This is a genomic window from Acinetobacter sp. ACIN00229 (assembly GCF_016106645.1).
Classification (GTDB): Bacteria; Pseudomonadota; Gammaproteobacteria; order Pseudomonadales; family Moraxellaceae; genus Acinetobacter; species Acinetobacter oleivorans.
Window position 1 is genome coordinate 93407 of the sequence record NZ_JADWOM010000017.1, and the last position, 14817, is coordinate 108223.

Sequence of the window (14817 nt, forward strand, 5' to 3'; positions counted from 1 at the left end):
TGAATGTAGAAGTTAAAAAGAGACCAGCTAGTGGTCTCTTTTTTTTAATTGATTAGATAGCTGCTTTAGTCATCTCACCATTCACCAACCTTAAAATTTGCAATGGATTGCTGTCTTTTAAAGCTTCTGGCAATAAACTCTGCGGATAGTTTTGGTAACACACAGGTCTTAAGTAACGGTCAATTGCCAAGGTTCCAACAGAAGTTCCTCGGGCATCTGAAGTGGCTGGATATGGTCCACCGTGTACCATGGCATCACACACTTCAACACCTGTTGGATAGCCATTTATAAGTAATCGCCCAGCTTTCTCTTCTAACACTGGAACCACATCTGCAAATTCAGTTAAGTCTGCTTCGTCGGCAATTAAAGTCGCAGTCAGCTGACCATTCATGCTTTGTAGGGCTTGAATGAGTTGGGCTTTATCTTCAACTTCAATGATGACTGTAGTTGGCCCAAAGATTTCTTCTTGTAAAAGTTGGTCACCTGCCAGTAACAACTCAACATCCGCTTTAAACAGTTGCGGCTGCGCCTGATTGCCTTGCTGGGTTTGACCTGCCAAATGCTTAATACCTTGATGCTCCGTTAAATGCTCAAGACCAGCGGTATAACTTTTTAAAGTTCCGGCATTGAGCATAGTTTGCGCAGGCTTAGCGCCCATAATTTCAGTCAGGTTACTAATGAGCTGAGTAAACTCGGCTGATTTAATGCCTAAAATTAAACCCGGATTGGTACAGAACTGACCACAGCCTAAAACAACTGAATCTGCTAAATCCTGTGCAATTTTTTCACCACGGTTTTTTAATGCTTCTGGCAACATCAGCATCGGGTTAATGCTGCTCATTTCAGCAAATACGGGAATCGGTTGTGGACGGGCTGCGGCCATATCACATAAAGTGCGACCACCACGAAGTGAACCTGTAAAACCTACAGCCTGTATTAAAGGGTGCTTCACTAAAGGTTCACCGACACCATTACCATAGATCATGTTAAATACACCTTTAGGTATATTTGATTTTTCTATAGCACGTTCAATTGCCTGAGCTACAAAATCGGCTGTCGCCATATGTCCGCTATGAGCTTTCACCACTACAGAGCAACCTGCTGCCAGTGCCGAAGCAGTGTCACCACCCGCAGTTGAGAATGCTAAGGGGAAATTACTTGCCCCAAAGACCGCAACAGGACCAACACCGATTTTAATCTGACGCAAGTCTGGGCGAGGTAAAGGCTGACGCTCAGGTAAGGCAGTATCAATACGGGCCCCTAAGAAGTCACCACGGCGCAAAACTTTAGCAAACAAACGCATTTGTCCACTGGTACGGCCACGCTCACCTTGCAAACGTGCCAGCGGTAAAGCAGTTTCTTGGGAAACAATTTCTAGAAAATCTATGTCTAATGCATCGAGTTCGTCAGCAATGTTTTCTAAAAAGGCAGCGCGCTGTTCAGGTGATGTATGACGGTAAGTCTTAAAGGCTTGACTTGCTGCGTCACAAGCCTGATTGATTTCCTGTTCGGTTGCATGGTGAAATTCATAAGGCAAAGTTTCGCCAGTCGTTGCATTGACACTTTTTAGTAAAGTGGAACTTTGTGCACTACGTGAACCGCCAATAAAGTTGTGTCCGATAATGGTCATAATAAAATCCTGAAATTAATGAGAATGCCGTGGAAGGTTATTTTGATTGACCACACGCATATATAAAGTTGCAGGCTCTAAACAGCCACCCGTTGATAATTGGCCAACCATGTTGCGATACATTTCTTGCCAAGGCGTTTGAGATGTAGAGACAGTGGGTTTCCATTCCTGACGGCGTTTGTCTAACTCTTCGTCTGAAATGAGGACATTTACGGAACGTTTATTGAGATCAATGCGCAAACGATCATTTGTTTTTAATAAAGCAATGCCACCACCTACCGCCGCTTCAGGTGACATATTTAAGATAGAAGGGCTAGCAGATGTTCCACTTTGACGGCCGTCGCCTAGGCAAGGCAGAGAGTCAATTCCTTTTTTAATTAATTCTGCGGGAGGAGCCATATTTACAACTTCTGCGCTGCCCGGATAACCAACAGTGCCAGCGCCACGAATGACCAAAATACAATGTTCATCAATGTCTAAGGCAGGGTCATTAATTCGTGCGTGGTAATCCTCTGGTCCTTCAAAAACGATCGCCCGAGCTTCAAAGCTATTTTCACCATTTGGGTCAGATAAATAGGTTTTCTTAAATGCTTCACCCACAACAGACATTTTCATAATGGCGCTATCAAAGAAATTGCCACTAAGCACAATAAAACCTGCACCATGTTTTAATGGTTGTTCATATGGAAAAATGACATCTGCATTGGAGGTTTTTGCATTTTTAGCAATTTCTCCCATCGTTTTACCGCTGACTGATGCACAGTCTTCATGTAAAGCGCCGGCCTTTTGTAATTCATGCAAAACAGCAGGAACACCGCCAGCACGGTGAAAACCTTCACCCAAATATTTACCCGCAGGCATACAGTTCACAATGAGCGGAATGTTTTCTCCAACGCGTTGCCAGTCTTCTAAACTCAGCTCAATACCCATATGACGAGCAATTGCAATTAAATGAGGAGGGCAGTTACTTGATGCGCCTAATGCTGAGGCTACTGCAATGGCATTTTCAAATGATTGTTTGTTCATGATTTTAGATGGACGTAAATCTTCTAAAACCATTTCACATATCCTTTTTCCAGTCATATAGGCCATTTGCCCACGTTCGCGATAAGGTGCTGGAATGCTTGCACATGTCGGTAAAGACATACCTAAAGCTTCTGCTAATGCATTCATTGAAAGTGCAGTACCCATGGTGTTGCAATGTCCAACTGAAGGTGAGGCGGAAGTCGTCATTTCCATGAAGCCTTCATAGTCGATTTCACCTGTGGCAAGTAAATTTCTTGCATGCCAAAGTACCGTACCTGAGCCAATTAACTCACCTTTAAAATGACCATCTAACATTGGCCCACCAGATAACACGATTGCCGGTATATCTGTTGTTGCGGCTGCCATTAAACAAGCAGGTGTCGTTTTATCACAGCCAGTTGTCAGTACCACGCCATCAAGTGGATAACCATGTAAGATTTCAACTAAACCTAAGTAAGCTAAATTTCTATCGAGTGCAGCGGTAGGTCGGCGAGACTGTTCAGCAATCGGGTGAACCGGAAACTCCATCGGGATACCGCCAGCATCACGAATGCCTGCTTTCACACGTTCAGCAAGCTCTTTGTGATGACGGTTACATGGGGTTAAATCACTACCAGTTTGTGCGATACCAATAATAGGGCGGCCTGATTGTAGCTCGGCACGGGTCAGGCCATAATTCATGTAACGCTCGACATAGAGTGCGGTCATGTCAGCATGTGTAGGATCATCAAACCATTCTTGGCTACGTAAAAAAATCCGTTTATCTTGATCATTCATTTTTAGATCCTTCTACTGATCTCGCTCAGTAATTTAATTTTTCAAGTGCTGAATATTACGGTTAAACCAGTCGATAATACGTGAAATTTATAGTAATTCGCGTTGTTTTAAATTGTGCATCAAAGCATTTATGCCAAAATTCCACGGCATCGCTTTATCACTGGTCATGACCGTGTTGTATAAAGTGCCGAGCTTTGGTGAATGGATACGAACTACATCACCGACTTTATGGGTAAAGCCTGCACCAGCTTGTTCACGGTCTTGGGTAGGCGCAAATAAAGTACCCAAAAACAAAACAAAACCGTCTGGATATTGGTGGTTTTCATTCAGCGTTTGTTGAATTAAATCTTCGGGATCACGACTAATTTGAGACATAGAACTAATGCCATTGAGCACAAAGTTATCTGTCCCCTGAATTTGCAGTTCAACATCGCAAGCACGGATATCATTTAAAGTAAAAGTATGATCAAAAAGGCGAATAAACGGGCCGATTGCACAAGATGCGTTGTTATCTTTTGCTTTACTTAATAACAAAGCACTACGACCTTCAAAGTCTCGTAAATTAACATCATTACCTAAAGTCGCGCCTAAAATTTTACCGTGACTATTTGCAACTAATACGACTTCTGGTTCTGGGTTATTCCACTCAGACTTTGGGTGGATACCAATATTTTGACCTGTTCCTACAGCTGCTAAGACAGGTGCTTTAGTAAAAATTTCAGCGTCGGTACCAATGCCCACCTCGAGATATTGAGACCACATTTTTTGTTCAATTAAATATTCTTTGAGTTGAAGTGCCTTTTCAGAACCGGGTTCAATTGTTTTTAAATTATCACCAATTACGCCTTGTACAACTGCACGGATCGATTGAGCTTTTTGTGCATCACCACCTGCTTGCTCTTCAATTACGCGCTCTAACATGCTTGCCGCAAAAGTAACACCAGCTGCTTTAATCACTTGTAAATCAATAGGGGCTAAAAAATATGCCTTATTTGTATCTGGCTCAGTGACAGTATTGGCAAATAACTCATCAATTGACCCAACTAATTTTCCTTCAATTTCAGATAAAGCTTTTAAAGGATCCGAACTTTCAAGTAACTGAGAAATCGTGTGGAACTTTTCAGAAATATCAAAAACCTGATCGCCTTTTAAAAGAATCGGAGATGGACCGGAAATTTGATTTGGAATCCACGCGCGACCAATTAAACATCCTTGGGTAGCGTCGTCTGGTAATGAGTTCTGGGAATTTAACGTAAAGTTCATTTAAAGCATCCTTCTTTTATTTGAAATCATGATATGTTTCTTATTTAATAAACACCAATCGTAATAATTTAATTATTAATAACGAAAAGTTATCGAAAAGGATTTTTGAAAATGGCGGATTTAACTTACGCAAGTTTAAATAATTGGTTGAAATTCAAACACCTGGTGTTGTTGGAAACTTTGGCGAGAACCAATAACATGCATTTGGCAGCCGAGCAGATGAACCTGAGTCAGCCCGCGGTGAGTAAAATGCTAAAGGAAATAGAAGGTTTACTGGGCTTTCCTGTTTTTGAACGACTACCTCGAAATATGCCAGTAACGGCTTTAGGCGAACATGTCATTCGATATGCCCAGCGTGTATTAAACGATGCAAAGCATTTTGTCGAAGATATTGAAATTTTACGGTTAGGCGGTCACGGGTTTTTAAAAGTAGGTGGTATTTTTGCAGCAACCGCGGTGGTGATACCAAATTCAATTATTGAGATTAAAAAACAATGGCCGTTACTTTCTATTGATGTTGTTGAACAGACCAGCGACCATTTAATGGAAATGCTAAGTGAACACACTTTAGATTTAGCTATTGGCCGTTTTACAGATGTGACGCAAAGCCAGTTTTTTGATTTCCAACCTTTAGGCCCGGAGCCGTTTTGCATTGTTGTTAATAATGCTCATCCATGTGCCAAGAAAAAGTTTTGTACATTAGAAGAATTATTAAATTGGCCATGGGTACTCTATCCTAAGGGCACGCCAATTCGACAACGTATGGAAGGCGCATTTGCCCGAGCAAAAGTCAAAATTCCTTTAAATACGGTTAATACCATGTCGATGCAGACCTTCTTACAGATATTAAAAGGGGCACCTATGGTGGGGATGTTGCCCGAAGCGATGGTGATTGATCAGGTAAAAGAAGGGCAATTACAGATTTTAGAAACAGATCTAATTTTAGATGCACAGGATTATGGTATTTTGACGCGTAAAAATGAACCAGTTTCTGATATTGCATCGGCATTTATTAATATCTTGCTTAAAAATGCGAAACGTAAATAAACGACCGAGCCTCAAACCATGATTAGATTTGAGGCTTTAAAATTAAAAGAAAAACCTACTTTGTTTAGTAAATTTATAAATATAAAACTGATATTAAAAAGTTATCAATATTTAGAAATTATTCATTGGAAATTATTGAAAGGAGTCCTTATCGTTTAATTCACGACAATTACAAAAGTTTTTAAGTGAATAAAAACTAGGAAAGGACCTCTGTATGAATGTGCTAATCACTGGTGGAACAGGTTTTATTGGAAAACAAATTGCTAAAGAGATCTTAAAATCTGGCAGTTTGACTTTAGATGACAATAAACCTGAACCCATCGATAAAATTATTCTGTTTGATGCATTTGCTGGTGATGATTTACCGCAAGATCCAAGAGTTGAAGTGATTGTCGGTGATATTACCGATAAAATTACAGTTGCTCATATTACAGAAAATATTGATGTCGTTTGGCATTTGGCTGCTGTGGTGAGCTCAGCAGCAGAGGCCGATTTTGATTTAGGTATGGATGTTAATTTGTATGGACTCTTAAATTTATTAGAAGAATTAAGAAAGAAACAAACTACTCCTCGAGTCATTTTTGCTAGCGGCTGTGCTGTATTTGGTGGCCAATTACCAGAAGTTGTGACAGATGAGACAGTGGTTACACCAAAGTCTTCTTACGGCATGCAAAAAGCAGTAGGAGAATTGCTGGTCTCAGATTACTCAAGAAAAGGCTTTATTGATGGCCGTATTTTAAGATTACCGACTATTGTGGTTCGTCCAGGTAAACCTAATAAAGCTGCATCAACATTTTTTAGTTCGATCATCCGCGAACCGTTAAAAGGTGAAACGGCTGTTTGCCCAGTCCAGTCAGATACACCTGTTTTTGTTACTTCACCACGACGTTGTGTTGAATCAATGATTAAAGCTGCATCAATTTCTTCAGATGTACTTCAAGATAACCGAATTATTCCGTTACCCGGATTAACAGTCACGGTTAAAGAAATGCTTGAGGCGCTTGAAAAAGTTGCAGGCAAACAAGCAACTGATTTGGTGCAATGGCAAGAAGACAAAACCATTCAACGTATTGTTCAAAGTTGGCCTGTTCAGGTGAAAGCTGAATATGCCGAATCTCTAGGTTTCCAAGCAGATAAAAATTTTGAAAGCGTGATTCAGGCACATATAGAAGATACCCAAAATTAATGGCAGTGATCGCCAGTTGATGTGAGAGTTATTATGGAAGATATCAAAAATGTAAGTGCTCTCGAAGAGCAGACAATCAAACGTATTTCGAATCGAATTATCCCGTTTCTCATTATTCTATTCATTATGGCATTCCTAGACAGAACCAATATTGGTTTTGCTGCATTACACATGAATGATGCACTTGGAATTACTCAAACCATTTTTGGTCTAGGTGCGGGAGTTTTTTTTCTAGGTTATTTTATTGCCGAAGTGCCAAGTAATATCTTGCTTCATCGTTTTGGAGCACGAATTTGGATTGCTCGAATCATGATTACTTGGGGAATTATTGCTGGACTCATGGGTTTTATTCATAGCGGTACGCAGTTTATTGTTTTACGGTTTTTACTTGGAATTGCTGAAGCGGGCTTCTTTCCGGGTGTGATCTTTTATTTAACCTTGTGGTTTCCTGCAAAATATCGCGCTCGTGTTTTTGCCATGTTCTATCTTGGATTACCAATTGCTCAAATTATTGGAGCACCAATTTCAGTCGGTCTTATGCAATGGGGCAATACCATTGGTTATGAAGGTTGGCGTTTAATGTATATCCTAGAAGGTATTCCATCCATTATTTTGGGATTAATCTGTCTAAAATATTTAACCAATAACCCAAAAGAAGCAGAATGGTTAACGGCTGAGCAGCGCCAATGGTTAATGTCTACATTAGAGCGCGAAGAAAGAGAAAAAGAGCAATCTGCCGATGTTGCTTTAACAAAAGGAGAAATGATCAAACAAGTGTTTAAAAATCCTTTAGTGTGGATTATGGCAATTGTTTACTTTGGAATCACCTCTGGTTCAAATGCAATGTTTTTCTTCTTACCAAGTGTTTTAGAGTCATTCCGTAATACATTTGGTATGCAAATTAGCCTTATTCAAAATGGTTTACTTACAGCAATTCCATATGCATTTGCAGCTGTTGGTATGGTTTTATGGAGCCGCCGTTCTGACCGTAAACAAGAGCGGTATAAACACGGTGCTTGTGCTGCACTTATGGCGGCTTTTGCAATTGCGATTGCACTAATTGTAAATCAACCTTGGGCAATTATTGTGGGCTTTATTCTGCTCGCGATTGGTGTATTTAGCGCAATTAACATTTTCTGGACTATTCCTGGGCAAACTCTAACGGGGGTGGGAGCCGCTGCTGGAATTGGATTAATTAACTCGGTGGGTAATTTAAGTGGTTTTACTGGCCCATATTTAACTGGATATTTATATACGACCACAGGCACTTATACATTCGCATTTCTTGCGATTGCTGGCTTTGTAGCAATGGGTGGTTTGGGTTTGTTGTTATTAGCAAAGTTAAAATCGAATAGTTTAAAAGTAGAACAGCAGCAACTTAAAGTTCGAACTGCTGCGGAGATAAAATAATGGCGACCATCGGGTTTGTGGGTACAGGTATTATGGGACTACCGATGGCTATGCATTTACTAAAAGCAGGCCATCACATTAAGGTTTGGAATAGAACTTTATCTAAAGCAGATAGTTTAAAAGAAGCTGGTGCCCAAGTTTGCTCTGACCTTGAACAAGTCGGAAAAGATGTAGATTTTTTGATTTGTATGCTCAGCGATGGAAAAACCTGTGATGAAATCCTGTTTAAAGAACACGGCGCGACTTCACAGCTAAAACCTGAAAGTACGGTCATTGTCATGAGTTCAATACCTGTGGAAGTTGCACAAGCACAAAGTGAAAAATGCAGAGAAAGAGGGTTTAAATATTTAGATGCTCCTGTTTCTGGTGGAGAAAAAGGCGCCCAAAACGCAAGTCTTGCTATTATGGTAGGCGGTGAAGCTAAAACATTTTCACAGGCTGAAACTATTTTACGTGCAATGGGGCGCCCAATTTTAGTTGGTGGTGTTGGTTGTGGAATGCTCGCAAAACTTGTGAATCAAATGATTGTAGCAACTACCATTGCAACTGTAAGCGAGGGCTTATTACTGGCCAGTAAAGCAGGCGCTGATCCTATTAAACTAAAACAGGCACTCACAGGAGGCTTTGCCGATTCCCCAATTTTACAGCAGCATGGTGAACGTATGCTAAATCGAGATTTTAAACCGGGTGGCACTGCTCGAAACCAGCATAAAGATATTCATACAGCCGTTAGTTATGCTAAATCCTTAGAGTTAAATTTACCTGTTGCCCAACAAGTCAGCCAATTATTTGAAAATATGCTTGCTGCCGGAGATGGTGAGTTGGATCATTCTGGTTTAATTCGTGAACTTGAGCGAATGAATTCAGTGTGATGTTACTTTGATTTAAATTTAGCGGTATTTGATGACAGACATAATCAGGTACCGCTTTTTTTATGCTTGATGCTAATACTTTGAAATAACCTTAATAGTCCGTACGTGTCACTTTTATATATTCTTAATATCTACTGACGGAGAAACCCCAAAAAAACGTTTATATTCTCGGGAAAATTGCGACAAACTTTCATAACCGACTTGAATACTGGTCGTTGAGATATCATATTCTTCGGTCATTAATAAGCGGCGTGCCTCGGTTAACTTCATTCTCTTTTGATACTGTAAGGGACTCATTGAAGTAATATCCCTAAAATGTTGATGAAAACTAGAAGCACTCATACCCATTGTGCTTGCCAGTTCTTCAACGCTAAAGGATTTTGCAAAATTTGTTTTCAGCCACTCAATCGCTTTCACAATTCGATGGCCGGTAGTTCCGGCCGCCACAATGCGTTTAAGTCGATCGCCTTGTGGACTCATCAATAAACGATAAAAAATTTCCTTAATAATCAGGGGTGACAAGATGGGGATGTCTTGTGGTGTATCCAGTAGTTTTATTAACCGTATAAAAGCATCATTTAGCTCTGAATTGACTACTCCAACAGCCATTCCTTTTTTCTCAGTATTTACATCTTTAAAAGGAATATGGGCTTCAAGCATGATTTGGGCGAGTACATAAGGATCTAGCCGTAGCACTATCGAAAGATAGGGGCGTTCAACTGAAGCTTCAAGAACTTGAGCAATTACAGGCAGGTCAATTGCAGTAAAAAGGAAATGGTTAGAGTCGTACGTATAGGTTTCTTCGCTAAGAATCACCTGTTTTTTCCCTTGAGCAATCATACATAGACTTGCATCCATCATGCTGCTACTTGGTTGGGTCAATGTTTCTGCACGATATAAAGTCAGTCCCATAATAGGTGTTTCGAATGTACCTTTTTCTCGGGTCCATTGATCGACAAGTTGAGCTAATTCTTGATTATGGTTTAGAGACCTATTCGCCATTCAGATTCCACCGATTATCCTCTGTGTTTTTATTGTAGGCATTTCAAATAAGAAAAATAGTGAGAAGTGCAACAATTCGGAGGATTAGGCAAATCTGTGAGAGGAATTGAACAACAGCTTACGCTTTTCATTTTTATACTGATCAATATGGCACAACGTCGATGAGTTGGAACTTAGTGAACCAAAACGTTCTAAAACCTATTTATGGATTTTCAAAATCTATAGCCATCAATGAATGTCCAGCAAAGAAATCGTCTTTATTTAAACATTAAACATGAGAGAAAAAATATGACAATTGAAGTTTTAGGTTATGCCGCGCTGTCATCAGAAACTCCTTTAGTTCCGTTTAAGTTTGAACGTAGAACCCCACGTGAAGATGATGTTGTCATTCAAATTGAATATTGTGGTGTTTGCCATTCCGATCTACATCAAGCTAAAAATGATTGGGGATTTAGTGCTTATCCTATCGTTCCGGGCCATGAAATTGTCGGGCGTGTCACCTCAATTGGTCCTAAAGTCACAAAATATAAGGTCGGTGATTTAGTCGGCATTGGTTGTATGGTCGATTCATGCCGTACTTGTTCTGCTTGTCATTCAGGGCTAGAGCAATATTGTGAGGAGGGTAACATTCAGACTTATGGCGGCGTAGATCGCCATGATCAACGACCAACCTATGGTGGATATTCACAAAGCATTACATGTAGCCAAGATTTTGTATTAAAAGTACCTGAAAATCTGGATGCTCGAGCTGTGCCACCACTACTGTGTGCTGGTATTACGACTTGGTCGCCGCTACGTCACTGGAATGTTGGAAAGGGCAGTAAAGTCGCTGTAGTCGGTTTAGGTGGTTTAGGACACATGGCGATTAAACTTGCCAATGCGCTAGGTGCTGAAGTGACATTATTTACCCGCTCAGCAAATAAAGAACATGATGCAAAACAACTTGGCGCACATCATGTTGTGTTATCAACAGATGAGGCTCAAATGAAATCAGTGTTAAATCAATTTGATTTAATTATTGATACGGTGCCTTATAACCATGACTTGAAGCCTTATATTCCAACACTAGCTTTAAATGGAACAATTGTGTTAGTTGGATATTTAGGTGAAATTAGCGCAAATTCAGTACCTATGATTTTAGGAAGAAAATCAATTGCAGGTTCAGTGATTGGTGGAATTAAGGAAACACAAGAGTTACTCGATTTTTGTGGTGAGCATAATATTGTGTCTGAAGTAGAGATGATTGATATGCAAAACATTAATGAAGCTTTTGAACGTATGCTAAAGAGCGACGTGAAGTATCGTTTTGTGATTGATCTGAAAACACTGTCTGAAGATTAATTTAGTCGTCACTTCGGCTGTGCATACGATGAGTAGTGTGCACAGCTCAAAAGTTTAATACCAATGTGAGTGTTATGATTTAGAAGGAATGTATTTACGCAGAGCAAAGATAAATAGCGTAAATAAAATACTGAAACCAAAAACAGGTAAACTTAGCCCTAACACGAGACCCACCAATATTAACCCTATTTTTTGTGAGCCAGTTGCACGGTTCCAAACTAATAGGCTTTGCCCAACAAAGTGGCTCGTCATGAGTTTTAAATTCGAGTTTTTAAACGCAGCTCTATATGCATAAATAATCATAATGCACAGCACGAAAGCATAAAGTGCCAGTACCAATTGATTTATCCAGCCAAATAAAACACCAATATGCGCATCAACTCCCCAACGAGTGAGCTTTGCCACCAGTGAATAGTCTTTAAAAGCAAGTTGATCGATGACTTTATGTTGTTCCATATCAATTGCGATACTGTCTGCTTGAGTTGGCCATTTGCGCTGAATTTCGGCTATCGTCCAAGCTTGATTTCCACTAGTTGGTGGTTTGATTTGTATTTGTGCTGCATCAATGCCATGTGCTCTTGCTATTGAAAGAGCGCTATCGTACTCAGTCGAAATAATATTTAAATTAAGGTTTTCACTATGTGGCATCTCGTGATGTTCATGGTGCATCACTGTAGGTAAATTATCTTCTTGAAGCGAAGTTGCCAATGTTGGGGTTTTCCAGCTAAGCCATTGACGAGCAACCCGAATATTATCTCCAGCCCATTCAGACCATGTAAGACCTGTAATGGCGATGATTAATAAGAGAGGGAATAACGCTAAACCCAACGTGCTATGCCATTTCAATAATTTATTTTTTGCTGTTTGTCTGATTTTAAGATTTTGGCGACGTTTCCACCAATTATATAGTCCAGTTAAAGTCAAAATAGCTAGCCAGCTTGCTGCCAGTTCACTATAAAAGCGACCCCATTTTCCTAGTAATAAATTGCTATGTAGCTGGTCGAGTGTCGTTCGAAATGGCAGAACCCCACTGGTACCATAAACCGCTAGATGGCCTTTGGCTTTAAGTGTAAAAGGATCAATAAAAACGGCTTCACTCGTAAAATCATGTATAGGATCTGAGAAAATTACACGAGTTGTTTGGTCAGCACTTGGGGCTGGCCTAACTTCAATCACCTGTGCAGACTTAGGCATTACTTGCTTTGCGGCTTCAATTTGCTGGCTCAGCATATGTGGCGGTTGCTTCAGTGGCTCAACATATAGAACATCTTTATAAATCGCTTGCTCTATTTGAGGCGTAATGGCATAGAGTAAACCAGTGATTGCTGCGAACAAGATAAATGGCGCAATAAAAATACCAGCATAAATATGAATTAAACGGTAAAGACTACGCCAGAAGGATGATTGGGTCAGCATCAGAAAAGAATGTTTGTCAGGTGGTGGGCGGATTATAACGACTTATTTATCTTGATGCTGATTGAGCTGTAACCAGTATTAAATTATTTGAGTAGCTCTTAGGCATATTGTTTGGTCTAAAGAAAGGCCTGAAAAAATCAGGCCTCTCCCTTAATTATTATTTTGAAGTTTCTAAGCGAACTTGAGAAATACTCAAGCCTTGAGAGCTTACTTTTTCTTTCACTTGATCAAGCGTCAAATCAGTAGCAACAAACTGAACTTCTAAGTCTTCAGCAGCCATTCCCAATTGCTTAACTTGATCACTGACTTGGTAGACCAATTGACCAATATGACCTGGGTGTCCGCCGTGGTCATGATCTAACACACCGAAGTAGTTAATTGTGGCAACATAAATTTTTTGGTCTGGTTTATTTTTTGGAGATAGATAAATCTTATAGGTTAGATTTGGATTACCAATCATTTGGACATTATCTAAGATCAAATAGGTTTGTCCTGATGAGAGCTTTGTTTGAGTAAGTTGACTTGAGTTCTCTAGGAAACTTGCAGTTTGAGGGGCTAAAGCTACTTTTTGAGTTACACCCATAAGCCTAATGCTTTTATTACTGCTGACTGGTTTATGATTCATTTTAAATAGGTTTGCTTTTTCAGCACCTTTACTACTCATGACCGTAGCTTCAACTTTACAAGCATTTTCATTGGTATATCGCACTGGAATTTTACCGGGGGTGAATACATCAGCAATGGTCATGGTGACTTTGTTGCCGTTTTCATCTGCAAAAGTATATCGGGTGTCATACCAACTATCAGGCATACCTAAATTTTTCTTAGCCCATTCAAGCGTAATTGGTTGTCCATTTGCTTTTTTATTTAACCAACATTGCCATAAGCGGTCGATATTTGCATGGTGCATATAAAATACGGGGTCTAAGCCTGCAATAGGTACAAATCCCATATCCGGTAGCACACAGTTTTTACCGACTGCACAGTGCATGACACCATGGGGTTGAGACTGTAATTGGTTAGAGAAATCTGTGAAGTTATCCCATTTAAAGGCTTGAGCAGCGCTGGCATTGTCTGGATCTATGGCGCTGATATTTGCATTTAAACCCGGTGTACGAAACTGATCATATAAGGTACCTGCTTGTTTACCGCGGACCAATTGAGGGAGTGCTAAGCCTTTACCATTAGCAGCTTTTTCTTGGTAATAGTCCCAATAAGGAAGAGAGTAATCTTGCCCAACATATTTACGTACTGTTCGCTCATAAAAATAAAGCATCATACGGTGCCAAGGTAAGAAATTTAGATTGCCATGTTGGCATGTACCCCAAACTTCATCGGTAAAGCCATCATTTGGGACTGGTGAATTTTGAATATGCTTATAATAACTGTCACATACTGCTTTACTATATACCTCCAAACACTGTGGCATACGGTATTGATTAACATAATAATCTTTGTCTGTTGCATGTTTACCTGTACCAAAATAGCCATGTGTATTGGCCCAGTAATTAAAGCTTGTACGAAACTCCGGTGATAAAGGGGGAGCATTATTATTTGCTCGCATTTTTTCCAGACCCTTTTGTAATGCGCTTACTTTGGCTGGATCTTTTGCAAACTCCGTGGCACTCATTCGTAGTGAGTCAGCATGAGTCGTTAAGCTCATACCACACAATAGAGTTCCTAAAATATAATAATTTCTCTTCATGATTTTAAATCCTTGTCATGTTTAATATTCTTATATTTGATTATTTGTAATGTATGAATTTACCCTTAGGTTGGGTAATTCTTAATCTAATCTAGCATATAAAGAAGTTTTTATTAAAGGTTTATGTTTGATATTAATAATG

The 14817-nt window shown here is 39.8% G+C and carries 11 protein-coding genes; 5 read left to right on the plus strand and 6 right to left on the minus strand.

The genetic code is table 11. The annotated features are described in order from the left end of the window. Positions 1–52: 52 nt before the first annotated feature. From I7H67_RS15600 to I7H67_RS15610, 3 genes are all read right to left on the minus strand, one after another. Positions 53–1630, minus strand: coding sequence for an aldehyde dehydrogenase (NADP(+)) (locus tag I7H67_RS15600; protein ID WP_151767574.1), 1578 nt, complete (start codon positions 1628–1630; stop codon positions 53–55). A gap of 15 nt (positions 1631–1645) precedes the next feature. After that, positions 1646–3433 (minus strand): IlvD/Edd family dehydratase, encoded by a 1788-nt coding sequence (locus I7H67_RS15605; RefSeq protein ID WP_198308264.1) that lies wholly within the window; start codon positions 3431–3433, stop codon positions 1646–1648. 87 nt (positions 3434–3520) lie between these two features. Then, positions 3521–4696 carry a fumarylacetoacetate hydrolase family protein gene (locus tag I7H67_RS15610; RefSeq protein WP_198308265.1) on the minus strand — a complete coding sequence of 392 codons (1176 nt, stop codon included), beginning with the start codon at positions 4694–4696 and terminating at the stop codon, positions 3521–3523. Between the two features lie 111 nt (positions 4697–4807). On the opposite strand from I7H67_RS15610, the gene I7H67_RS15615 reads away from it, so the two are divergent. The 4 genes from I7H67_RS15615 (at position 4808) to I7H67_RS15630 (ending at position 9211) form a co-directional block, all read left to right on the plus strand. Beyond that, positions 4808–5743 carry a LysR family transcriptional regulator gene (locus tag I7H67_RS15615; RefSeq protein WP_005305546.1) on the plus strand — a complete coding sequence of 312 codons (936 nt, stop codon included), beginning with the start codon at positions 4808–4810 and terminating at the stop codon, positions 5741–5743. A 214-nt stretch (positions 5744–5957) separates the two neighbouring features. Beyond that, entirely contained in the window at positions 5958–6929 is a 972-nt protein-coding gene (denD, locus tag I7H67_RS15620; protein ID WP_198308266.1) for a D-erythronate dehydrogenase, read from the plus strand. Between the two features lie 33 nt (positions 6930–6962). Beyond that, positions 6963–8339: an MFS transporter gene (locus I7H67_RS15625; RefSeq protein WP_198308267.1), complete on the plus strand. Its 1377-nt coding sequence runs from the start codon at positions 6963–6965 to the stop codon at positions 8337–8339. Beyond that, complete coding sequence (locus tag I7H67_RS15630; RefSeq protein ID WP_198308268.1) at positions 8339–9211, plus strand: NAD(P)-dependent oxidoreductase; 873 nt, start codon at positions 8339–8341, stop codon at positions 9209–9211. Before I7H67_RS15625 ends, I7H67_RS15630 begins: the two co-directional genes overlap by 1 nt. Positions 9212–9325: 114 nt before the next feature. Here the strand turns inward: I7H67_RS15630 and I7H67_RS15635 are convergent, their stop codons facing one another. After that, positions 9326–10213 carry an AraC family transcriptional regulator gene (locus I7H67_RS15635; RefSeq protein WP_151828084.1) on the minus strand — a complete coding sequence of 296 codons (888 nt, stop codon included), beginning with the start codon at positions 10211–10213 and terminating at the stop codon, positions 9326–9328. A gap of 288 nt (positions 10214–10501) precedes the next feature. Here I7H67_RS15635 and I7H67_RS15640 point away from each other — a divergent pair, with 288 nt between their 5' ends. Next, positions 10502–11554 (plus strand): NAD(P)-dependent alcohol dehydrogenase, encoded by a 1053-nt coding sequence (locus I7H67_RS15640; protein ID WP_198308269.1) that lies wholly within the window; start codon positions 10502–10504, stop codon positions 11552–11554. A 72-nt stretch (positions 11555–11626) separates the two neighbouring features. Here I7H67_RS15640 and I7H67_RS15645 read toward each other — a convergent pair whose 3' ends face one another. Further along, positions 11627–12970, minus strand: coding sequence for a PepSY-associated TM helix domain-containing protein (locus tag I7H67_RS15645; RefSeq protein ID WP_198308270.1), 1344 nt, complete (start codon positions 12968–12970; stop codon positions 11627–11629). Positions 12971–13127: 157 nt separating this feature from the next. Further along, positions 13128–14675, minus strand: coding sequence for a tyrosinase family protein (locus I7H67_RS15650; RefSeq protein WP_198308271.1), 1548 nt, complete (start codon positions 14673–14675; stop codon positions 13128–13130). Between the last annotated feature and the right edge of the window lie 142 nt (positions 14676–14817).